This window comes from Ruegeria profundi (genome assembly GCF_001507545.1).
Lineage (GTDB): Bacteria > Pseudomonadota > Alphaproteobacteria > Rhodobacterales > Rhodobacteraceae > Ruegeria > Ruegeria profundi.
The window spans coordinates 66,074-89,297 of sequence record NZ_LQBP01000012.1 but is presented as its reverse complement, the minus strand read 5'-3'; the positions used below and the strand labels follow the sequence as shown (position 1 = coordinate 89,297).

The 23,224-nt window shown below is 55.8% G+C and carries 21 protein-coding genes; 7 read left to right on the top strand and 14 right to left on the bottom strand.

The window, feature by feature from the left end; all coding sequences use genetic code 11:
* Nucleotides 1-57 precede the first annotated feature (57 nt).
* Together hpaE and AVO44_RS18590 are read right to left on the bottom strand one after the other, a co-directional pair.
* On the bottom strand, nt 58-1,566 hold the full coding sequence (gene hpaE / locus AVO44_RS18595) for a 5-carboxymethyl-2-hydroxymuconate semialdehyde dehydrogenase (protein ID WP_068340431.1): 1,509 nt from the start codon (nt 1,564-1,566) through the stop codon (nt 58-60).
* Nucleotides 1,563-1,952: a 5-carboxymethyl-2-hydroxymuconate Delta-isomerase gene (locus AVO44_RS18590; RefSeq protein ID WP_068340428.1), complete on the bottom strand. Its 390-nt coding sequence runs from the start codon at nt 1,950-1,952 to the stop codon at nt 1,563-1,565. Before AVO44_RS18590 ends, hpaE begins: the two co-directional genes overlap by 4 nt.
* A gap of 130 nt (nt 1,953-2,082) precedes the next feature.
* On the opposite strand from AVO44_RS18590, the gene hpaR reads away from it, so the two are divergent.
* Nucleotides 2,083-2,535, top strand: a complete 453-nt coding sequence (hpaR, locus tag AVO44_RS18585; RefSeq protein WP_157770041.1) for a homoprotocatechuate degradation operon regulator HpaR — start codon at nt 2,083-2,085, stop codon at nt 2,533-2,535.
* A 4-nt stretch (nt 2,536-2,539) separates the two neighbouring features.
* Here the strand turns inward: hpaR and AVO44_RS18580 are convergent, their stop codons facing one another.
* The 8 genes from AVO44_RS18580 to AVO44_RS18545 are packed head-to-tail and all read right to left on the bottom strand — an operon-like array spanning nt 2,540 to nt 9,889.
* The gene (locus AVO44_RS18580) at nt 2,540-3,892 is read right to left on the bottom strand and encodes an aminotransferase class III-fold pyridoxal phosphate-dependent enzyme (RefSeq protein WP_068340421.1); all 1,353 of its coding nucleotides are present in this window, start codon (nt 3,890-3,892) and stop codon (nt 2,540-2,542) included.
* A complete protein-coding gene (locus AVO44_RS18575; protein ID WP_082677564.1) occupies nt 3,889-4,704 on the bottom strand; it encodes an IclR family transcriptional regulator in 816 nt (271 codons plus the stop codon). Before AVO44_RS18575 ends, AVO44_RS18580 begins: the two co-directional genes overlap by 4 nt.
* Nucleotides 4,705-5,244, bottom strand: a complete 540-nt coding sequence (locus tag AVO44_RS18570) for a glutamine amidotransferase-related protein (protein ID WP_068340419.1) — start codon at nt 5,242-5,244, stop codon at nt 4,705-4,707.
* Nucleotide 5,245: 1 nt separating this feature from the next.
* On the bottom strand, nt 5,246-6,538 hold the full coding sequence (locus tag AVO44_RS18565) for a type I glutamate--ammonia ligase (protein WP_068340416.1): 1,293 nt from the start codon (nt 6,536-6,538) through the stop codon (nt 5,246-5,248).
* Between the two features lie 7 nt (nt 6,539-6,545).
* Nucleotides 6,546-6,773, bottom strand: coding sequence for a hypothetical protein (locus AVO44_RS21835; RefSeq protein WP_420865724.1), 228 nt, complete (start codon nt 6,771-6,773; stop codon nt 6,546-6,548).
* Nucleotides 6,754-8,358, bottom strand: a complete 1,605-nt coding sequence (locus AVO44_RS18555) for a tripartite tricarboxylate transporter permease (protein ID WP_068340410.1) — start codon at nt 8,356-8,358, stop codon at nt 6,754-6,756. The genes AVO44_RS21835 and AVO44_RS18555 overlap by 20 nt, the downstream gene beginning before the upstream one ends.
* Nucleotides 8,358-8,891, bottom strand: coding sequence for a tripartite tricarboxylate transporter TctB family protein (locus tag AVO44_RS18550; RefSeq protein WP_068340407.1), 534 nt, complete (start codon nt 8,889-8,891; stop codon nt 8,358-8,360). The genes AVO44_RS18555 and AVO44_RS18550 overlap by 1 nt, the downstream gene beginning before the upstream one ends.
* 59 nt (nt 8,892-8,950) lie before the next feature.
* Nucleotides 8,951-9,889 (bottom strand): tripartite tricarboxylate transporter substrate binding protein, encoded by a 939-nt coding sequence (locus AVO44_RS18545; protein ID WP_068340404.1) that lies wholly within the window; start codon nt 9,887-9,889, stop codon nt 8,951-8,953.
* Between the two features lie 176 nt (nt 9,890-10,065).
* Between AVO44_RS18545 and AVO44_RS18540 the strand changes: the two genes are divergently transcribed.
* On the top strand, nt 10,066-11,550 hold the full coding sequence (locus AVO44_RS18540; protein WP_068340401.1) for an aldehyde dehydrogenase: 1,485 nt from the start codon (nt 10,066-10,068) through the stop codon (nt 11,548-11,550).
* A gap of 95 nt (nt 11,551-11,645) precedes the next feature.
* Nucleotides 11,646-12,878 (top strand): Tm-1-like ATP-binding domain-containing protein, encoded by a 1,233-nt coding sequence (locus AVO44_RS18535; protein WP_068340395.1) that lies wholly within the window; start codon nt 11,646-11,648, stop codon nt 12,876-12,878.
* 50 nt (nt 12,879-12,928) lie between these two features.
* Here AVO44_RS18535 and AVO44_RS18530 read toward each other — a convergent pair whose 3' ends face one another.
* The 4 genes from AVO44_RS18530 to AVO44_RS18515 form a co-directional block, all read right to left on the bottom strand.
* A complete protein-coding gene (locus tag AVO44_RS18530) occupies nt 12,929-13,855 on the bottom strand; it encodes a DMT family transporter (protein WP_068340392.1) in 927 nt (308 codons plus the stop codon).
* A gap of 548 nt (nt 13,856-14,403) precedes the next feature.
* Nucleotides 14,404-15,264: a fumarylacetoacetate hydrolase family protein gene (locus AVO44_RS18525; RefSeq protein WP_068340389.1), complete on the bottom strand. Its 861-nt coding sequence runs from the start codon at nt 15,262-15,264 to the stop codon at nt 14,404-14,406.
* A gap of 43 nt (nt 15,265-15,307) precedes the next feature.
* On the bottom strand, nt 15,308-16,504 hold the full coding sequence (locus tag AVO44_RS18520; protein WP_082677562.1) for a sugar ABC transporter ATP-binding protein: 1,197 nt from the start codon (nt 16,502-16,504) through the stop codon (nt 15,308-15,310).
* 113 nt (nt 16,505-16,617) lie between these two features.
* Nucleotides 16,618-19,203 (bottom strand): erythromycin esterase family protein, encoded by a 2,586-nt coding sequence (locus AVO44_RS18515; RefSeq protein ID WP_233422028.1) that lies wholly within the window; start codon nt 19,201-19,203, stop codon nt 16,618-16,620.
* 658 nt (nt 19,204-19,861) lie between these two features.
* Here AVO44_RS18515 and AVO44_RS21155 point away from each other — a divergent pair.
* From AVO44_RS21155 to AVO44_RS18500, 4 genes are all read left to right on the top strand, one after another.
* A complete protein-coding gene (locus AVO44_RS21155; protein ID WP_157770040.1) occupies nt 19,862-20,029 on the top strand; it encodes a hypothetical protein in 168 nt (55 codons plus the stop codon).
* 74 nt (nt 20,030-20,103) lie between these two features.
* Nucleotides 20,104-21,168 carry a pyruvate dehydrogenase (acetyl-transferring) E1 component subunit alpha gene (gene pdhA / locus AVO44_RS18510; protein ID WP_068340385.1) on the top strand — a complete coding sequence of 355 codons (1,065 nt, stop codon included), beginning with the start codon at nt 20,104-20,106 and terminating at the stop codon, nt 21,166-21,168.
* A complete protein-coding gene (locus AVO44_RS18505; protein ID WP_068340382.1) occupies nt 21,161-22,141 on the top strand; it encodes an alpha-ketoacid dehydrogenase subunit beta in 981 nt (326 codons plus the stop codon). Before pdhA ends, AVO44_RS18505 begins: the two co-directional genes overlap by 8 nt.
* Entirely contained in the window at nt 22,138-23,223 is a 1,086-nt protein-coding gene (locus tag AVO44_RS18500; protein WP_068340379.1) for a dihydrolipoamide acetyltransferase family protein, read from the top strand. Before AVO44_RS18505 ends, AVO44_RS18500 begins: the two co-directional genes overlap by 4 nt.
* Nucleotide 23,224: the final 1 nt, after the last annotated feature.

Sequence of the window (23,224 nt, the reverse complement as noted above, 5' to 3'; positions counted from 1 at the left end):
CGCGCCTAAACCCAAATATAAGATATCAGCCCAAGATAGGCACCGATTTCAGTCGCGTTACATCCCAAGTTGCGTAATCTTGTGCTGCCCTGTCGCAAAACCGATGTGCTTTTGCTCCATGTAAAACTCAAAACTCCAATCCCCACCGTCACGACCGATGCCTGAGGCTTTGACACCACCAAACGGCGTGGGCAGATGGCGCACGTTTTCCGAGTTCACCCAGATCATCCCCGCCTCCAGCTGGTCCGTAAACCGTAATGCGCGTGTCAGGTCGTTCGTCCAGACATACCCGGTCAGACCATAAGGCGTGTCATTGGCGATCTGCAGTGCCTCTTCTTCTGTCGAGAACGGGATTGCGGTCAGAACCGGGCCAAAAATCTCTTCGCGCGCGATGCGCATCTGGTTGTTCGCATTGGTAAACAACGTTGGTCGCACAAAGTACCCTTCGTCTCCGAGCTTTGTCCCACCTGCTGCTACCGTTGCACCGTCTTCTTTTGCAATGTCAAAATAGCTGGTGACCTTGTTGTAGTGCTCTTCGGTAACCAGCGGACCGATCTCGGTGGTTGGGTCTAACGGATGACCAACCTTGATCTTGTTTACACGTTCGACGAGTTTTGCCTCGAACTCTTCCTTGATCGTGTCTTGAATCAACAGGCGTGAGGAAGAGGTGCAGCGCTCACCGTTGATCGAGTAGATCATGAAGATCACCGCATCCAATGCACGCTCAAGATCGGCGTCGTCAAACACGATCACCGGGTTCTTTCCGCCTAGCTCAAGGTGGTTGCGCTTCAGCGTATCTGCCCCCTGCTTCGTGATCAAACTGCCCGTGCGGCTTTCGCCGACAAAGGCAATGGCGCGGATTTTTGGATGTTCACACAGCGCTTTGCCCGCCTCATCGCCAAAACCGTTCACTGTATTCAACACACCTTTTGGCAGACCGGCTTCTTCAGCGATTTCCACCAGCAATCGCGCCGTAAGCGGACTTGCCTCCGCCGGCTTGTGAACCACCGTACATCCGGCCGCCAGCGCCGGTGCGATTTTCCACGTGGACAGCATAAATGGCGTGTTCCACGGAGTAATGACACCAACAGGCCCAATGGGTACGCGTGTTGTGATATTCATCAGGGTCGGTGATTTCAGATGCTGGCCATCCCGTGCCTGAACGACTTGGTCTGCAAAATAGCGAAAGTTCTCGGCTCCACGCAGCGCTGCCTTGGACATGAATTTCAGGGTCTGGCCCGTATCCCAGCATTCACACAAGGCGATTTCTTCGGCACGTTCTTCGATAGCCTCGGCCACACGGATCAGCATTTTGCGCCGTTCGGTTGCCGTTGTGTCGCGCCAGTTGGGGAAGGCGTCGGCTGCCGCATTCGCTGCGGCGTCGATGTCATCGCGGTTGCCTTGGGCAACACTGCAAATCACGCTTTTGTCTACGGGAGACGTGTTTTGAAACGTCCCGGCCGAGCCGTCCCGATCCTCGCCCGCAATGCGGTTATTTATTCCACCTTCCTGAAAACGCGCCAACAACTCACGCAGTTTTTCAAGATTCTGCTCCAAGGTGCTCATTTCGGGTTCTCCAGATGGTCTCGGATTGTGCCGCATTTCGGGGAAAGTTTTGCGTCAATCTCGCGCAATTCGGAAGAAAGCGCGATCGAATGCGTCTTCATTGCGGGTGCAAGAAACACCTGCGCGGCTTTGAAAAGGTCATTGATGACGTCTTTTTTGACATCGTCCGAACGCCCTTCGCGCAATCGGACCGATATATCGACAAACCCATGTTTTTGGTCGCCATCCGCGATGGAATAGTGATCGACACGGATCGCGCGGACGCGCACACCGGGCATTGGCAGCGCAGCTATCCCGGCTGCTGATTGCCGGAGCGCGTCGCACAAACTGGCCATATCTACGACCCGTTCAAGGTTTCCGGAATACTCGATGTGGATATGCGGCATGAGTTCACCGATTTATTTATCATGTTAATTAAATTGATGTGTACTGGATATTGCAACCGCGAGTCAATCAATTTAATTAACATATGAAATAAACAGGATCAGATCCTTGCAAGATACGCCGAAACCTCAATTGAACTCTTTACTACCTCCGACCTCGCAGTCTTTGCCCGTATCGCTCACCCGCGCACGCGAGGCGGTTATGGCACCTATCCGCAAAATGCTGCAAAAAGCTGGCATTACCGAGCAGCAATGGCGCGTCTTGCGCGTTTTGAGTGAAAGCGGAAAGATGGAAACCGGAACGCTGGCCAATCGCGCTGCCTTGATGTCCCCCAGCCTGAGCCGGATTGTACACTCCATGGAAAACGCCGGACTCGTTTCGCGCGAGGCTGACCCCAATGATCGTCGTCGCCAGCACATCGCCATCACCGGCGCGGGGCAAGCGATCATCAACGATCATATGACCGAAGCATCAGACATCGCGGCCTACTATCGCGACATCCTTGGGGAAAAAGATCACGATACACTTGTGACTCTGCTGCAGAAACTCACCCTGCGCCTAAACGAAGAAGATCATGACGCCTGAGCGCTCAGACCGCCCCCAAACCCTTGTCCAGAGCAGTGAGTATTGTGTTCACGTCATCTTCGCTCAGGATAAGTGGCGGCGACAGAATGATGTTGTTGCCTGACACGCGCACCATGGCTCCGGCGTCGTAGGCTGTTTTCTGAACCGTGCTGATCGAGGCCTTGTCGATAGGCGCCTTGGTGTCCCGGTCTGATACAAGCTCCAAAGCACACATCAAACCATAACCACCGCGCACATCGCCGATCAGATCGTATGTCTCACCAAGCTGTTTGAGACCAGCATGCAGTTGCTCACCCCGCTTTGCAGCATTGTCCTTGACGTTCAAACGTTCGGTTTCCTTCAGGCACGCGATTGCAGCAGCCGCGCCAACCGGATGTCCGGAATACGTATAGCCTGATCCGATCGTGGCTTTGCCAGAGGTATCATTTTCAAAGACTTCGGAGATGGCGTCGCTGATCATAACGGCACCGAAAGGGAAGTATCCGTTTGTGATGGCCTTGGCTGTAACCGCCATATCTGGCTGAACGCCAAAGCGGCGCGATCCGCTCCACGCGCCCGTTCGGCCATAGGCTGTTATGACTTCGTCCGCGATCAGCAAAATTCCGTGTTTTGAACATATCTCACGCACACCAGGCATAAAGCTTTCGTGCGGGGGAATAACCCCACCTGCCCCAAGAACAGGCTCCATGATCATCGCCGCAATGGTCGAGGAATCCTGGAACTTGATCTCATCTTCAAGGGCTGCAAGGCACAACTGCGCCAGTTTCTCCGGATCCGTTTCGCCAAACGGGTTGCGATAGGTGTAGGGCGAAGGAATATGATGGCAGCCTGGCATCAGTGGCTCGTATTGGGTCCGGAAATTCGGGTTTCCGTTGACTGATGCGCCCAAAGTATGCGTTCCGTGATAGCCCTTCTTGAGGCTCAGGAACTTAACGCGTCCGGCTTCGCCACGCACTTTGTGATATTGCCGCGCAAGGCGCAGGGCGATCTCTACTCCATCCGATCCCCCTGACGTAAAGAACGCACGCGACAGACCATCGGGCGCGAAAAACTCACGCAGCATATAGCTGAGTTCAATCACCAGATCGTTCGTCGTTCCCCTGAAAATTGAGTAGTAAGGCAGTCTGTCCAATTGTTCTGAAATGGCATCCTTCACCGGTTGGCAGGAATAGCCGAGATTCACGTTCCAAAGGCCGCCCACCCCGTCCACAACCGTGCGCCCATCTACATCCGTGATGCTGACGCCTTCGCCGCCAACGATAATCTCGGGCGGGTGTGCGAGGCTGTCAGCCGGGTGAGCCATCGGGTGCCACAGGTGGCGTGCATTATTTTCTTTAAGGAAATTGCTGTCCTTCATGTGATCACCTGTCGTGTCGTGGTTTCATCACCCCAATGCGGCGGCAGGTCCTCAAAATTCCGGGGGACCGTGCCGCCCAAAGCGGTTGAGGCGCGTTCCGCCTCTTTTGATAGCTTCAGCGCAATATCGCGCAGTTTCTCCGGCTTGGCGCGTACGCTGGGAACGGCGACAGCCAATGAGCCGAGAACCCGGCCCCCTTCACCAAATAACGGGGCACCGACTGAGCTGACGCCCTCGTCGAAGGCACCGGCGACCGAAGCGACGCCATACCGGCGCACCATGTCAATTTCTGCCTTCAAATCAGCAGGGTCCGAAATTGTCCGATCTGTAAAGCGCGACAACGGTCTGCTCAGGATGCGGGCTTGCCATTCTTCCGGGCAGAAGGCCAAAGCTGCTATACCGGATGACGTCGCGTGTAGCGGCAACATCTCGGCAATGTCGAAATTAACCTGAATGCCATGCAAAGCCGGATCGGAATGAGCGACCGGCGACAACGCATCGCCTTGCAAAAGACTGGCATGGGCCAGCTCACCCACGGTTTCGGACAATTCAAAAACGATGGGCTGTAACAGCTTGCGCACCGGAAACAACGTCTCGCGCAGGGCCGAAAGGCGCAGGAGTGCGGGCCCAAGGCGATAAGCGCGTGTATCAGGATGTTGTTCAAGATAGCCGTTTTCGGTCAACTCAGTCAGATGCCGATGTATCGTCGCCTTGTCTCGACCTGTCAGGCGCACGAATTCTCCCAACCCGATTTCAGCCCGGTCACGGGCGAATAACGTCAGCAAGTCCAATGCCTTAGTGATCGTTCCCATCTATCGCCCTCCATACTCGAAGAACGCCGCAAATTCTGCCCGATCCGCCGGGCCTGTTTCTAGTGATTGGCACGCACCATCGGGTAAAGCGCCCACCTGCTCAATATGCGAACCGTAGCGATTCCATCGATTCTCATGGTCCGACCACGGCCGGGATGCCACGCAGTTGGTTTCGATCAGACCATGCGCCCACCCATTCGGAGTCCGCACAACCGTCGCACTGAGGGTCTTCGCGATGATCTGATGCCCGAAACACGCGCCAAAAACAGGGGTTTTGCGTTCGATGATATCTTTGATCAGCACCTCAAGCTGCTGCATCCACGGTGCATTTTCGGTCACGGATGCTGGGCTTCCGGTTGTCATCACGCCATCAACTGCCGAAATATCTTCGGGGAACTCTCCCCTACAGACCCAAAAGGCGGTGACCACCAAATCGGGGCGAACCTCGGCAATCAATGTCGCGAATTTTTCGTCATCCAACGGTCGCGCTTTGGCAAAAGCGCTAAAGTCGGTGTTGGTGACAAGGGTTGCAAGTCGCATATCAGATAAACCACACATAAAAGTCGAGCAGAGCATCAGGCTCCAGTTCGCGCGTCTTACGGAATTCGCGCTCTTTCATGAAGGCATGATTTTCAACCAGTTCCCGACCAACAGCATCCACTAACGCGGTGTCGGCCTGCAGGTCGTGAATTGCTTTGCGCAAGTTGGGGGCCGTTCCGGTGCGCGCGTCAACTTTGTCGAACCCGTCTCCGGTTTCGATGGGCGGCAGGTTCATGCCGGACTCATACCCAAGACGGGCGGCCTGAAGGACCGCGGCACAGGCTGTGTACGGGTTGGCACTGGCGTCGGCCATGCGGTGTTCCAAACGGGCTTTCGCGCCACCTTCGCCAGATACGCGCGTGGTGACGCTGCGGTGATCGCCACCCCAGTTTTTCCAATAGCCTGACAGCGACGCAGGTTGAAGGCGACGGTATGACCCGGCTGTGGGGGCAATCAAGCCAGCCAGGCCTTCGTGATGGTGCACCAAACCGGCAAGGCAACCACGCGACAGATCATTAAGGTGATCCGGGCCGCCAACCTCGCCGGTCGCAAGCGCGTTTTTTCCCTCGGCGTCCTGAAACGAAAAGTTGATATGCATCCCAGACCCGCCAAGCTCGGACAGCGGCTTGGGAAGAAATGTCAGGATGATCCCGTGATCCAATGCGACCTCTCGGGCCATTTGACGAAAGAGAACAATGTCATCTACAGCGGATAGTGCATCATCAAAGGTCAGAGTGTACTCAAACTGGGGGCTGTCATATTCGGCCGTGATCAGATCAAGCCTGAATCCCATTTCCAGCGCCTTGTTCCAGATCACATCATTGATCCGCATCGGATCGGCGAACGGCCCGGTGCCGTACACGCCACCTCCGGGCGCATCATAGGGCCGCAACCGACCATCCTCGCCGCCTTGCAAAGCATAGGCTTCCAGTTCGATCCCAAGCATTGGCTTTAAGCCGTGCTTTTCCCAGTCGGCAACGGCACGTTTCAACGCGCCTCGCGGACACAAGGACAAAGGCGATCCATCAGCGTCGTACAGGTCACCCAAAACGATTGAAGTGTTTGGTTCCCACCCCGTGCGCACGTCATCACCACGCCAGCGCAACTCCATGTCCGGGGCACCTTCGCGTACTTTTGCGTGTGGCGCGTCCAACAGCAGATCGCGATCGTAATGCACCCCGAACGTTGCGCGTGCAAAACGCGTCGAGGCATCACCGATCTTACTGGCGGGCATGTACTTCCCACGCGGGATCGACAGGTGATCGATGAAAAGGGCGCGTAAACGGTTAGACATTGAAAACCTACTGCAAAGTGACGCGAACAGGCATCCGCTTGATGCCGTTTACAAAATTGGACCGGACGAACGCCTCGGGCCCGTCGGGTTCGATGGTTTTGATCCGCTTGGCCAATTCCTCGAACAGCACCCTTACCTCCAGCAGGGCAAACGAATTGTAAGGCGCACCTTTGGCGAAACTCTCATGCGAGCCCAGATCAGCATACCCGTCGCCTTCAGGAACCCACATGGTCATAGAAACGCCTCCGTCTTTGTTGTTTCTTGCGGTTTTCGAAATGCCGGTGCGAGCGACCTGAAATTCGTTTGGCAAAGGTGTTTGATGCCTTTTTCTGCATCGAACGGCGATCAACCGGGCGCCATTCCCGCCAGACCCGCCAGATGGTCGAGCCGAGGATGATCAGGATGACGCAGAACAGCAGAAAAGCGATCGGACGATCAATAAAGTCCAACGGGGTTTTGACCCGCGCCAAAGACGCGCGCAGCTTAACCTCCATTATCCCCCCCAGGACCATACCAAGGATGATCGGGACGATGGGCATGTTCAAGCGTTTGAGGACGAAACCCAGCAGGCCGAACACCGCCGCGATAATGCAGTCCATGGTCGAATTGCGGATCGAATAGACTCCGACGAAACTCAGCAAAAGGATGCACATACCCAAAAAGCGATTGGGAATGCGCGCCAGGTGGACCAGCCAGCCGGTTGAAACCAGCAAGAAGCCAACAACAATGACATTCAGGACCAGTAGCGCGATGTAGAGCGCGACAACGAAGTCCATGTCATTCTGGAACAGACCGGGGCCGGGAACCACGTTGTGGACATAAAACACCGACAGCATCATCGCGGTCAGTGCCTCACCCGGAATGCCCAGCGCAAGCAGCGGGATCATGGCCGCTGCCGGCACGGCGTTATTGGCAGCTTCTGATGCGATCAACCCCTCTGACGAGCCATGCCCGAACGCTTTGGGGTTCTTGGACAGCTTGCGTGCCGATGTGTAGGACATGAACTGCGCCGTAAATTCCCCGACCCCCGGGACCATACCCATGACAACGCCGAAACTGGCCGAGATCGCTGCAACGCGCGGGTGACGCGCAAGCTCACGAAAACCTTGAAACAAAGAACCGCGTGACCGAGGCAGCCTGATTTTCTCATCATCCATCGTCAGCAGCAAAAACGCCTGTGACAGCGCAAAAAGGCCCAGCACCACCACGATGAGATCAAGACCACCTGCCAACCAACTCTGACCAAAGGTGAAGCGGCGGGTATAGGCAGCAGGTTCCAACCCAACTGTGCCGATCAGAATACCGAATCCCGCAAGCGCAGCCGCGATAGCCATCTGACCTTTATGCGCAACAACGACGAGGACAAGGCCAAGCAGAGCCGCAAGGAAAATCTCACGCGATCCGAACATTGGTGCGATCTTTGCCAGAACGGGCGACAGGAAGATCAGGCATATGACCGAAAACAGCCCACCCAGGAAGCTTGCTGAATAGGCCAGAGACAAGGCCCGGCGGCCTTCGCCCCGCAGCGTCATTGGAAATCCGTCATAGGTGGTCAGCGCGTTCACCGCTGTGCCAGGCGTGTTGATCAGTATCGCAGGAATTGACCCGCCATACATTGACGAGCCGTAGATGCCCAACAGCAAGGTCAGCCCTACAATCGGATCCATTGAGAACGTCGCGGGTAAAAGGATGGCAATGGCAACAGCTGGCCCCACCCCCGGAATGGCGCCGATGGCGACCCCGCCCACCGCCCCCACCAGAAGGGCAAGCATCACGTCCCAGCGTGCCAGAACGTCAATGGCTGAAAAAATCAGGTCCATCAGAGATACACCAGAAAAAACGTTCGGATCGAATCTGGCAGAAATTCATAGACTTGAGCGCCCGGAATACTCACACCCAGCATTCCCTTGAACAAGACGACCATCGCAATCGCGAACAGTGCGGCAATTCCAACTGCCAATCGCGTCCGGTATCCTAGACGGTAGGTCAGCGCACAGGCGAAAACTATGCTCATGGGCATGAATCCCAGTCTGGGGACGGCCGCCACATAAACTAGAAACCATAGCAGATATTCCAACGGCTCCGCCCAACGCCGGGCTTCGACCCAATCCAACGCATTCGGCTTTCTGCGTCGCATCAACCGGTAATGGATCGCAAAACCTGCAAGCATGGTGATCAGCGCGATCGCAGGCCATAAACGGGGCTGGCTGCCTATGTTGCGCGCCTTGTCGGTCCATTCGGTCTGGTTGCCAATTTGGGACAGCAGAACCAATGTAACGATCAGACCTGCAACAACAAAAACAACCTGGCCGGACGACTTTGTTTTAACCTGTAAAAGCTCGGAGTTATCCATTCGAAGTGGTCCTTAGCAGCGGTGAGAGGGCGCGCCGGCGCCCCCTCAAAAGATCGCGGTTATTGACCCAGCGCTTCTGAGATTGTGCCCAGAGTTGCCTTGTCTTCGGCAATCACGGCGGCGCTTTCGTCGGCATTCAGCCAATAGACCAGCGCACCTGTTTCCTCTGCAAGCTGTTGAGCACGCTCACTGTTCACAGTTTTCTCGGCAACGGCTGCGATCTTTTCGCGCACATCCGCCGGGGTGTCCTTGGTCACGAACAGACCGTTCCACAGAGAGATATCGAGGCTCGGCTCAACCTCGCCAATCGCAGGCGTGTCAGGAACCTTACTGATCCTCTCACCGGTGATCGAGACCAGAACCTTCACATCGTCAAGGCAAGGCAGGATAAGCTGTAGCGTGGTGTTAATCACGTCTGCATCGCCAGAGGCCAGCGTGTTACAATCCAACGCGTCAAATGCCGCATCCCCTGCCCATTCAAAACCCATTGTCGAAGATAAAGCCTTGGTGACTTGGGTTGGGGTCAGAACGTCACCGAAATGCCCGAGGAACACCTCGTTTTCCTTGGCGTAGTCAGCCAGCTCCTGCATCGACGAATAAGGTGCATTGCCCGAAGTCGCGATCACGAACGGATAGGTCAGGAAAATACCAATCGGATCGAATTTCTCAGGTGTAAGCTCCGGGATGTCGATCTCGTGCCCGATCAATGAAACCGCCGGAACAAAGGAACCGATTGTGTACCCGTCTGCCGGGGCTGTTGCCACCTCTACGGCCCCTGGGAACGGGCCACCGCCGCCGCCAGGTTTGTTCACCACTGCTGCCGGAACACCGTATTCGGCCTGAAAATCTTCGGCGATCATCCGGGTCAGTACGTCTTCCAAATCGCCCGGAGGCCACGGAACGATAAAACTTACGGGCTTTTCGGGATACTCGGCCAAGGCCGAACCGGCCAGACCAATTGCAAGTGCGGCCAATGCGGCCTTGGCTTTGTTGGACATGATATCTCCCTGCGACGAGTCGCTGATCGGTTTATTATTTGAACCTTTAGTATCATTTATTCTGAATTTGTTTCTTCACCTGTCAACTAAAAAATCATTATTGACAAATGCAGGTTTAAAGTTTGACACTTTTTTTGACACCTTTGGTTCATTATTCAAACCTACTGAGGCTCGATTTGGACAAAACAAGGATAGAGGAACTCCGGTCTCGTGCGGTTCCGCCAGCACGTCATCTGATCGATGGTACCAGCCGTGACGCGTCGGATGGCGCGACACTGGACGTCATATCGCCAATCGACGGATCGACCCTGACAACCATACCCAAGGGAACCCGTGAGGATGCCCAATTGGCAATCCGTTCAGCGCGACGCGCTTTCGATGACGGAAGATGGTCTGACGTCGCCCCCGCTGCTCGCAAGAAAATCATGTTGAAATGGGCAGACCTTGTCGAAGCAGAGGCTGACGAGCTGGCTGTTTTGGGCGTACGCGACAATGGAACTGAAATTGGCATGGCCTACAAGGCCGAGCCCCTCAGCGCTGCCGGGACGATCCGCTATTTTGCAGAGGCGATCGACAAGATTTATGGCGAGATTGCCCCTACTGCTCCCGGTGCACTGGGGTTGATACACAAGCAACCGGTTGGAGTGGTAGGCGCAATCGTACCGTGGAATTTTCCACTGATGATCGGCAGCTGGAAACTGGGCCCAGCGCTTGCCGCAGGATGCACCGTTGTCTTGAAACCCGCAGAAACGGCATCGTTAACTCTTATCCGGTTGGCCGAACTTGCGCTGGAGGCCGGTCTTCCACCGGGCGTCCTAAGCGTCGTGACTGGCGAAGGCATAGTTGTTGGGGCAGAAATCGCTGAATCCCAAGACGTTGATGCTCTTGTTTTTACAGGTTCCGGAGCGACAGGCCGTCGATTGCTTGAAGCCTCGGCAAGATCAAACCTTAAACGCGTTTATCTGGAACTCGGCGGAAAATCCCCGAATATCGTGTTTGCCGACGCCCCCGATCTGGCCGAAGCCGCGAAGGTGTCGGCCGCTGGCATCTTTCGCAATTCCGGCCAAGTCTGCGTTGCGGGTTCCCGGCTACTGGTCCAGCGGGAAATCCACGACAAATTCGTCGACTTGTTGGTTGCGAACGCCGAGGCCATGCAGGTCGGCGACCCGCTGGACCCAAGGACTCAAGCAGGTGCCGTAAACTCGGAAAACCAGCTGGCGCAAAACCTTCAATTCGTTGAAGAGGCTCGCACCGCTGGTCGCACCATTAACACAGGTGGAACGCGGATTCTGCACGACACCGGGGGGACGTATATGGCACCGACAGTCATCACCGGCGTCAACCCTGACGACCGCGTTGTCTGCCAAGAGGTGTTTGGACCGGTTCTTACAGTTCAAGTCTTTGACACAGAAGAAGAAGCCGTCGCCCTTGCCAACGCGACTGAATTTGGTCTCGCCGCCGGCGTGTGGACGTCGAACCTATCCCGCGCACATCGTATGATTTCAAAAATCAAAGCGGGCGTGGTGCATGTTAACACCTATGGCGGGGCGGATATCACAGTGCCGCTTGGGGGCGTCAAGCAGTCCGGAAATGGGCATGACAAGTCCCTGCACGCATTTGACAAATATCTGGATCTGAAAACGGCCTGGATAAAACTCTGAAATCAAGGAAGGCCGCGTGACACGTGGGGGATCAGGGCGGGAACTGCCCTAAAAAAATAATCGTCTGGACCAATGCGCAGGCAGGAGAGGAACCCATGACCCAAAAAACAGTTCTGCTGATCGGTACCTACGACACCAAGGAACCCGAGATGCGTTTCATCGAGGACGTGGTCAAGGCGCAATGTGCCAGCGTTCTGACAATGGACGTCTCGGTTCTGGGGGAACCTGAGAACGCAACAGACATCAGCAAACATGACATCGCCGCTGCTGCCGGAATGACCATTGGAGACGTCATCGCGCAAGGGGACGAAAACAAAGCCTTCCGCGTGATGTCCGCTGGCGCCGCCAATGTCGTCGCGCAGGCTTATGCCGAAGGCCGATTTCACGGAATGCTAGCAATTGGTGGAACAATGGGCACCGATCTGGCGCTGGATTGCGCACAGGCGCTGCCGATGGGGGTTCCAAAATACATCGTTTCAACAGTGAGCTTTTCGCCTTTGATCCCGCCACATCGTCTGGCCCCTGACGTTCAAATGATCTTATGGGCCGGCGGTCTTTATGGAATGAACTCGATTTGCAGATCCTCTTTAAGTCAGGCCGCCGGAGCAGTTGTCGGGGCTACCAAAGCTGCAATCGAACTGGATCGCAGCAAGCCCTTGATCGGAATGACCAGCCTGGGATCATCCTGCCTGCGCTACATGAAGACCCTGAAACCAGCTCTGGAAGAGCGCGGCTTCGAAGTGGCCGTTTTCCATTCTACCGGCATGGGCGGTATGGCCTTTGAGAAACTTGCCGGTGAGGGTGCATTTGTTTGCGTGATGGATTTCTGCATGCAGGAATTCGGAAATCTGATGGCGGGTTCTGTCGTCTCAAGCGGCGAGGACCGCGTTACAAATGCCGGGCGCGTGGGTACCCCGCAAATGGTGGCACCCGGCGCGCTGGATTTGTTGGACTTTGCAGGTTGGCAGGACATTCCAGAGCAATATGCTGATCGCCCCTTTCACGAACATAATCGCCTGATCAAGAGTTCTGTATTTACTGGCGAAGAACGCCGTGCGTGGATACGTGAACTCGCCAACCGCCTTGAAGCTGCGACGGGACCGGTGCACTTTTTTATGCCCACTCAGGGGGTCGAAGCTTGGGACAAAGAAGGTGAAGAGGCATACGACCCGGACGCACTAAGCGATATGGTGGACGAAGTAAGAAAAGCGATATCTGACCGAATTCCAACAACCGAACTGGATGCACATATCAACGACAAGGCCTTCAGCGACGCCGTATTGGCGCAGTTTGATGTTTGGGTTCAGGATGGCACTGTCTCGACGTAACTGCAGGTCACTCCGATCATTGGGCGAACCCGTCCGCATTGAACCCAGCACTACCGCTTGGGTGATTTTGCAAGCACGGTCGATACGGTGCGTGTCTTTCGGCTTCTTGTGATCGCGATTGCGCCCAGCACCAACGCACATGCCAAAGCCTGAGAAACAGTGATGGCCTCACCAAAAGCCAGAAAACCGACGGCAAACATCGTGGGCAATTCGATGCTTCCGGCTACCGCAGTTTGGGACGCCCCGATAACGGGCGAGCAGATCGTGTAGATGAGCTGGGGCACAAGCGCGGTGACAAGTCCGATACCAACAATCAAAAGCCAATCAGATTTCTCCGTTGGGAAAAGCTCTGCGACGTCAGCACCGAGGATAAGCGGCGCGAGGCCAAGAACGGATCCCAAAGACACTGACGCGATACGTGCCAACGGCGCAATCAGTGACAACCTGTGCACCAGCACGCAAATTCCAAAACCAAACCCGAATGGCGCGGCAAGGGATATCAAAAGTGTTGGTAGATGCTCCGCAGGGATTGAAGCGGGCGATCCAGCAATGACAGCCGCGACTACAATCAGGCCAGCGGCCAACAATGCGCGCCGCGTGGGTGCATCGGCAAACACAGCCCATGCGATGACCAGGGTGAACACCGGATAGGTCATGTAAAGTACACCCACCGTCGATGCAGGCAATGCCTCTAGCGCCGTTACATATCCGATCCAACCGAGACCCATTACGGCGCCAGCTGAAAGGCCCCAAATGATCGCTCGCCATTCTTTTCGGTGCAAGACGAGAACAGGAAGCAGAAGAATTGCTGCGACGATGTAGCGATAGAATGCAACGGCATAGGGTGCCACGCCCTGTTCTGTCAGGCTTCGGCTGAAGTAAGGAACCAACCCAAAACAGACTGAGGCGAACAGGACACCAACAATCGCAAATCCGTAAGGGATAGACGGTCGATTTTGCGCGGATATGGTTGCCATAGTTCGGAGCTATCACGCATTTTCTGTTTCGTCTAAAGAGAATTGGCGAAAGGCAGCTTTGCCTCGAACGCGGACATCATTCACCGAGAACTCGCTCCGGTTGTCATAAAGGAGCGCTTTTCCTACTGTGTCGCAGCTGACAGCTTCGGTCGATCCTATACCGCACCTGCGAAGGTACTGGATCAGGTCCGCATTGGGTTCGACCCGGTCATTTGTTCAGTCGTCCCGAATGTCTCCGGTGTAGACATACAGTCAATTGTCAAAAAAGCCGCAATCCCCTGAAGTTTATGGTCGTCGAAGAAGGATAACAGAGTTTGCGCGGCTTCCTTTCACTGTGTTCTGAACAGTCATCCTTAGCAACACGGCCTCCAAAGTCCTACTGAACGACTGCTATGGGCTTACTGACCAGCGTCCTCACGTTCCCAGCAAATGATCTTGTGCGCGGCACTGCGGCGAAAGCTCCAACGATACCAATGCGGATTTGCCCCAAGTTGTCGTTGAGTGCCGACAGTTTGAAATGAAGTATCGCCGATCGGACGCGTCAGGTGCTATGTGATCGCAGGTCTGACCAAAGATTTCTGCTCACCAAGTCCGGCGATACCAAGCGTGACAATTTCTCCACCGTGCAGGTAGCGTGGTGGCTTTTGCCCCATGCCCACGCCCGGAGGGGTACCGGTAGAGATCACGTCGCCAGGCTGCAAGCTCATGAACTGGCTACAGTATGACACCAGATGAGGTACCTTAAAAACGAGTGTGGCTGTCGAGCCTGTTTGCATGCGTTCACCGTCCACATCGAGCCACATGTCGAGGTTGTTTATATCAGTGATTTCGTCTTGCGTGACCAGCCATGGGCCGGTCGGTCCAAAGGTGTCGCACCCTTTGCCCTTGTCCCAGGTGCCTGCACGGTTGAGTTGGAAGTCGCGTTCGGACACATCGTTGATCACGCAGAATCCGGCTACGTGGTTCATGGCGTCGGCTTCGTCGATATAGGTACCCGGTGCGCCAATCACCACGCCCAGTTCGATTTCCCAATCGGTCTTGACCGAACCACGCGGCACTTGAATGTCGTCGTTCGGACCCACCACGGCTGAGGTCCATTTGTTGAAGATGATCGGCTCTTCTGGGATCGGCATCCCAGCCTCTTCCGCATGATCGGCGTAGTTGAGGCCGATGCAGACATATTTGCCAATATTGCCGACGCAGGCCCCCAGCCGCAGGTCCTGCTGTGGGATACCTTCGACCCGCGGCAGGCTTTCTGGATCAAGCTTGGCAAGCTTGCTCAGGCTGTCGGGGCTCAGCGCCTCTCCGGCGATGTCGGGCACGACGCCCGACAGGTCACGGACACGGCCAGAGGCATCAAGAAGGCCGGGTTTTTCGGCACCGGGCTGACCATAGCGGAGAAGTTTCATCTGTCTTCCTTTTCAAATTTCACAGCGGTCGGGCGCGCCGGGTTCAGGCGGCCTGATCGCCGCCAAGACCTGAGATCGCCTGAATTAGGTTGTCCTCGGACACCTCATCAGACGTGAAGGTTCGCATCACCCGGCCTGAATACATGGCGATGATCCTATCGGAAACATGCAGCACCTCTGGCATTTCGGAACTGATCACCATCACTGCATAGCCCTGAGCCGCCAACTCGCGAAGAAGCTTGTGTATTTCCGACTTGGAGCCCACATCAATGCCCCGGGTAGGTTCATCCACGATCAAGACATTGGGATGCATCGACAGCCACTTGCCGATCACGATCTTCTGCTGATTGCCACCTGACAGGTTGCCCACCCGCGCCTTCCAGCCCGGTGTGCGGATGTCCAGCCGGTCGCGGTACTGGTCGAAAATTGCGATCTCGGCGCCTTCGGCAACAAAAGACCCGGCTTTGAGGTCATCGACCTGAGGCAGGGTCATGTTGTCTCGGCAACTCATGCCAAGGACAAGGCCCTGACCTTTTCGATCCTCCGGCACCAGGCTGATGCCACGAGCAATGGCATCCGCTGGGGAGTGAATGCGGATTTCTTCGCCGTCCAGCAGGATTTGTCCTTTGGACGGGTCACGCAGGCCAAATAGGGTTTCGGCTATCTCAGTCCGACCAGCGTCCACAAGGCCATAGAATCCGACAACTTCGCCCCGGCGGATTTCGAAACTTACATCCTGGTAAAGCTTGCCGCAACTTAGCCCGCGTACCTCAAGTGCCACGGCACCCAGATCGTGGTGCGAAAGGTTTCTGCTGAGGTCGAGCTTGCGCCCGATCATCATCTGCGTGACGGACTCTTCGGTGCTGTCCGCCGTCGCAACCGTGCCCTGATACTGGCCATCGCGCAGAACCGAGATGCGGTCGGTGATCTTGAATATCTCTTCCATGCGGTGAGAGATGTAGATGATGCCCACACCTTCGCGCTTCAGATCGGCGATGACATCGAACAGCACAACCTTCTCGGCATCAGTCAGCGATGCAGTTGGTTCGTCGAAAATAACCGCCTTGGCATCGACGGTCAGGGCACGGGCAATTTCGACCATCTGCTGGTTGGCGATAGACAGATCGCCCACACGTGTCTTGGCATCGAAACCCACATTCAGCTTTTCCAGGATCATGTTCGTCTGATCGGCCAGCTTGACCATCTTGTTACGTCGAAATGTGAGGGCAGTCAGAAACACGAGGGCTGGAACTCTCCGCTAGCCAACACCGCCATTTGGCCCGAATTATCTGAATACGGACACATATGATGGCAACGCCCGAACCAAATCAGCCTACTCACACCACAATGGATTCAGAGCCCAAACGGGTAGGTCTCATCCTCACCAGCCGACACACGCGTTGGTATTGGGGTTACCGCGCAGGTCTCATCAAACCACACGAACGCATCATACTGATCGGGCAGCGATGCGTGAGAGTAGTGGCTCCAACGTTCTGTTTCGGGGCGGTAGATGACTCCAATATATCGCTCCAGACGCGGTTCTGAAAGCGCAGTGCGAAGTGAAGAATCCAGATCGTTTCCGAGGTTGAGCAGGAAACGAGGCACGCCCACCTGGTGGCAAATTGCCTCGTAGCTATCGGATCGGGAATGTCGCACAGACTTTATTTCCATTGGTGCATCCCATTCCGAGGCGGCCGCAACCGTCCCTGTGTTCGTACTAAAGCCGATGAGCACAGCGTCGTCGCCAAACTCCGCTCTACACAGCTGACCGATGTTCAATTCGCCACGCGCGGTGCCCATATCAGTAAAACGGGCATCTCCGATGTGCGAATTGTGTGCCCAAACGACGGCTTTTGCATTAGGTCCGGCATGGTCCAAACTCTGCTTTAATGTCTTGAACATATGGCTGTCCCGCAAGTTCCAAGACTCATGTGACCCGTAGTACATCACGCGATAGTAGCGTTCCGAATTCGCGACGAGCCGCGCGTTTTGAACGGCATCAAAGAAGTCGTCGCCATCTTGCGCAGCATATTGCAGTTCGCCCTGTAGCAAGTCGAGCAATGTGCGCATGACCGGAGCCTCACACAACGCGTATCCACGGCTTAGCGAGGCTCGGCCGTATGATGCCAGTTCATGCGACCAGGGATCGAAACAGGCATAGCGCTGACGTGCTTCGGCAGCTGCTGTCGGGTCTACCCGGTCAAGATAGTCCAGCACTGCCCCAATAGACGTGTGCATGCTGTAAATATCTAAACCTGTAAACTTCACCTGATTTTCAGGTGAGATTCCCGAATTGCGTCTACGTAGGCAAGCGATAAAGTCGTCGACTTCACGGTTCCGCCACATCCACGTTGGAAACCGAGAAAATGGCGGGCTGCGCATCGGTCTGCCCGGTTTATGGCGAATGTAACGGTCAATCGCGGCGGCATCGGGCCAGTCGGCCTCTACGGCTATCAAATTAAAGCCGTGTTTATCGATTAGCCTGTTCGTAATCGCAGCCCTTGCACGATAGAATTCTGAAGTTCCGTGTGAGGCTTCGCCCAGCAGAACCACTCTTGCCGTGCCAAACCTGTCAAATGCTTCCGCAAAGGACGGATCTTCTGGTTCCGGTAGTGAAATTACTTTCTTGCGCAGCACCTTCGCAATGTCTTCCGAGCTTTTCAAATGAAACTCTGGTTCTGGATGTACTGCAGTCTCCGGCACAGTTAGATGGTGTTGAAACCAATTGCAGGCCAATTCAGTCACCATCTCAAGCGCGCCTGCCTCTTCAAACAAGTGGCCAGCATTAGGAACGATCTTGAGGAGCTTTTCACAAGTCAGCGCGCTGAGGGCCTGCCTGTTCAAGGTAATCACATGATGGTCGTCGCCGCCAACAATGAGCAGTGTCGGTGCGGTGACGTTATTGAGTTTTTCACCAGCAAGATCAGGACGTCCGCCGCGGGAAACAACAGCGCCGATGCGGTCTTTTAATTCCGCCGCAGCAACCAGCGATGCACCTGCGCCGGTGCTGGAACCGAACAGGCCAATCGGCAAGTCAGCTATGTCCGGCTCACCGCTGGCGTAAAGAACAGTCTCTACAATCCGGTCGGCCAATAGAGGGATGTCGAAGACATTTCGTCGATCCTGCGCCTCATCCGGAGTCAGCAGGTCAAAGAGCAAAGTTGCAAAGCCGCGGGTGTTCAACGTATTGGCCACAGCCTTGTTGCGGGGACTCAACCTGCTCGACCCGCTACCATGCGCGAAAATTACCAGTCCACGGGGATCAGGCGGGACAATGATTTCTCCGGAAAGCCCTAAAGGAGGCACCGCAACTTGCCGGGATGAAAACCCGGGCGATAACTGCTCATTATCGTTTTCCGACCACCCTTCCCGCAAGAGACCTATGGTTTCCTCATCACTGAGTTGATGAAAGTCATCGAAAAAAGCACCGACGCCAAAGAACTGCTGCGCCGGGTTCAGGCAAACAACTTCGTCGGCCAGTTTTTGGAATTCTATTGCGACTTCAGCCGGGGCGACGGGAACCGCAATGCACACTTTCTTTGCGCCTTGCTGCTGCATCGCGATAAGAGCCGCTTTCATCGTCGCTCCGGTCGCTAGCCCATCATCTACAATAACAGCGGTTTTGCCTTTCGCAGATACCTGCGCACGCTCACCAAGGTATCGCGATCGACGTCTTTCTAATTCGTGCAATTCCCTTGCACGTGCTTTCTCAAGATAATCGGCACCAGCGCGTGATCGTCTCTGAATCTCTTCATTAACAACGATTTGAGGGTTTTCACCGTCAACGATCGCTCCAAGCGCGACCTCTGGCGATCCCGGCGCACCTATCTTGCGAACGAATATCAGATCCAACGGTGCATTAAGTGCGCGCGCAACCTCAACTGCCACTGGCACGCCACCGCGCGGCAAAGCATAGACAACAGGACTATCCAATCCCATGCCTGCCAAACGATTTCCCAATTGGCGCCCAGCTTCGGCGCGATCCGAGAACCTCAGACCAAGTTGGTTCATTTCTCGTCCCTCCCCTACAGCCCTGACCGACACAGGAACTGACCATCGGGGGTCGGTCAGGAGTGTTAGCTCGAATTGTAGTGTGACAAGGACCAGCCAAGTTCGCTTTGATTTCGGTCATGTTGCCCTGGTTATTCCTGACGCGCCTGCTGCGTGTCCGTTCCAGAAAGATTGGCACGCAGTCTGTTACCAACGCACTTTCGGCAGGCATTGAAAACAAGAAAACCAATTGATTTAAAACGAAAATATTAAGGTGTAACAATACGCCTCAGATTGACCGCTCATAAGCGTAGGATCAGCCTTTAGGTATCCTGTCTGCGCTGCATTGCTTTATCGAAATCTCACAAGGTGCCCTGTTGCGGATGGAACTGTCATCACGCATTTGATTTCCATCAATCCCTGATCGCGGGTCTGGCGATATGCTATTTCAATGCAACGCCGGGACCCCAAAAAACCGGAGTCGGCCGCCTTACGGACAGAGTAGGAGGCTCTGAATGCAAGAGGTTTACCATAACGTTCACTCGTCGAAGAGCTACGAGCACGGGGTTTCCTCTATACCCACCCGGTCATTGATCAGGTCGAAGCGATGCGTGCCCCGAAAGAGATATCCGGCAAAGAGGTCTGTGCCTGGATCAAGCCAAGCAAAGGCCATTACGACAACACCGAGGACAGCCGCGAATTCTGCAAGGGCAAATCGCGCATTTCATGGACCCGCGTCACATCAGGTTTGCCGATAGCGTCCGAAGGACGATAGCCCGCAAAGTGCAGAAAAACGTGATGTGCGAACAAATGGCACGGGACCTTGAAAGCGTAAAAAGGGAATAGGCCATGGTTGATAGCGTACAAATCACGGTACCAGAACCACTACGGTTCCTTACGCCGGAAGGAGAAGTCGTGGGCGACCTGCCCGATTTTGCCCACGACCGTGATTGCTTGGTAAGTATGTACCGAGCGATGATGCTGACCAGGACCTTCGATACCAAGGCAATTGCACTGCAACGCACTGGGCGGCTGGGCACCTATGGCTCAAGTTTGGGGCAAGAGGCGATCGGCATTGGCACCGCGCTTGCAATGCGTGACGAGGACGTTTTCCTGCCCTCTTTCCGAGAGCACGGCGCGCAGATGCTGCGCGGCGTTTCCTTAGAGGAACTGTTTCTGTTCTGGGCTGGTGACGAGCGTGGCAATGCTTTTGCCGAGCAGGCGCAGGATTTTCCGGTTTGTATCCCGGTTGCCTCACATTTCCCCCATGCCGCCGGGGTGGCACTGGCAATGGCGCAGCGCAGCGAGGCACGGGTGGCGGTGGCAGTAGCTGGCGACGGCGCCACGTCCAAAGGAGATTTCTACGAGGCGCTGAATCTGGTTGGAGTCTGGCGTCTACCGGCAGTCTTCGTGATCAACAACAACCAATGGGCCATTTCCGTCAGACGTAGCGATCAGAGCGCGGCTCAGACGCTGGCGCAAAAGGCGGTAGCGGCAGGGGTACCGGGGAAAGTTGTCGATGGCAACGACGTGATCGCAGTTCGAACCGCAGTCGCTGAAGCGCTGGATAACGCGCGGGTCGGAAAAGGCGGCAGCTTGATCGAATGCCAGACCTATCGGCTGGGCGACCACACGACCGCGGACGACGCCAGCCGTTATCGCGATGACGCAGAGGTCAGCCCGCATTGGCAGGAAGAACCAATTGCAAGGCTGCGAAACTATCTTGTGGCGCATCATGGCTGGAGCAGAGAGGAAGAAAAGGCTCTCCTGCACGAATCCGATACCTGTGTGAATGCGGCAGCCGAAGCCTACCTGACCATTGAACCAGAGCCAGCTCGGGCCATGTTCGACCACCTTTTCGCAGAGCTGCCCGCCAATCTGGCTTTCCAAGCCGAGGAGGTCGCAGATGGCTGAACTTTCGATGATCGAGGCAATACGGCTGGCCCTCGACCGGGCACTGCGAGACGACCCCGAGGTGATCATATTTGGCGAGGATGTGGGCATCGATGGCGGTGTTTTTCGAGCCACCGACGGACTGATCCAGCGTCACGGTGCTTCACGGGTGCGCGACACCCCCCTGTCCGAAACTGTGATCGCTGGGGTCTCGATAGGCGCTGCAGCGCAGGGGCTGAGGCCAGTGGCCGAAATCCAGTTTATGGGCTTTATCTATTCTGCCATAGACCAGTTAGCCAATCATGCAGCCAGACTGCGCAATCGCACCAGGGGGCGATTGAGTTGCCCGATGGTGTTGCGTGCGCCTTTTGGCGGCGGCATCAAGGCACCCGAGCACCATTCTGAAAGCATGGAGGCAATGCTCGCGCATATACCAGGGCTGCGGGTCGTGATCCCTAGTTCACCCGCTCGAGCCTATGGTCTGTTGCTGGCGGCGATCCAAAACCCTGATCCAGTTGTATTTTTAGAACCGAAACGGCTCTACCGCGCGTTTTCGGAACCGGTCGAGGATGACGGAAAGGCACTCCCGCTCGACACCGCCTTCACTCTGCGCGCGGGCGGCGATGTGACCCTGATCACGTGGGGCGCATGTTGCAAGGAAGTACTAGAAGCCGCCAATCAACTTTCCAGTGAAGGGGTCGAAGCCGAGGTGATCGACCTGGCGACCTTGAAACCTTATGACCGCGCCGCGGTACACACGTCAGTAGAAAAGACCGGGCGCTGTGTGATCGTTCACGAAGCACCGATGACTGGCGGGTTTGGCGCCGAGGTAGCTGCCGATCTGGCCAATAACCGCCTGACCAGCCTTCTGGCGCCGGTTCGACGGGTCACCGGGTATGACACTGTAACTCCCTATTCACGGCTCGAAAATCATTTCTTTCCGGACGTCGCCCGCATAATGAGCGCGGCCCGGGAAACCATGGAGTTTGCATGAGCATATTTCACCTACCCGATCTTGGAGAAGGTCTGAATGAAGCGGAAATCGTCGCCTGGCATGTGACCGCCGGCGATCATGTGATCGCTGACCAGCCGCTGGTATCGGTCGAGACCGACAAAGCGGTGGTCGAAGTGCCCTCGCCCTTTAGCGGCACCATTTCCCGGCTCATGGCGAAACCGGGTGAGATCGTGCCCGTGGGTGGAGCATTGGTAGTGTTCGACAGCGAGCGTGCTACGGACAAAGGCTCTGTCGTGGGCGAGATCAACGTTGCGGCCCCGAACCCTAAAGATGCACTGGCGGCCCCCCCTGCGGAAACAGTGACCCGGGTCAAGGCCAGCCCGGCAGTGCGCAAGTTGGCAGCCGAGCGCGGGGTTGATCTTGCGATTGTCGCTGGCACCGGTCCCGACGGTACGATCCAATCTGCAGATGTACTGACAGCCGCCGTCGGCTTGGGCGAAGCGTTGCACGGGCCGCGCCGAGTCATGGCTCGGACGATGGAGCGCTCGGGCACCAGTGTAGTGCCAGCGACCGTTATGGATCATGCCGACATATCCGCTTGGGCAACGGATGAAAACACGACGCTGCACCTTGTTTGTGCCATTGCTGCTGCATGCGTCGCAGAACCCGCGCTGAACGCTTGGTTCGACGGTGAACGACGTCAATTGCATGCGCATGTGGACTTGGCGATAGCTATGGATACGCCTGATGGTTTATTCGCCCCGGTGCTGCGCGGCGTCGAGACCCCGCGCGATCTGGCGTCCGAATTGGCAGCGCTCAAAGCTTCGGTCCGCAACCGGACCATCACCCCAGAGGTGATGCGCGATGCAACGATAACCCTTTCGAATTTTGGTATGATCGGCGGTGAACATGCGGTGCTGGTGGTCGTTCCACCGCAGGTTGCCATCCTTGGCGCCGGTCGGATCGGTACTCGCATCACACTGAAGGATGGCAGGCCACAAGAGCAGCGGGTGCTTCCCTTGTCACTGAGCTTCGACCACCGCGCCGTTACCGGTGGCGAGGCGGCACGCTTCCTTGCAACGGTACGTGCCCGATTGGAAACACCCTCGGAAAAGGGATGAT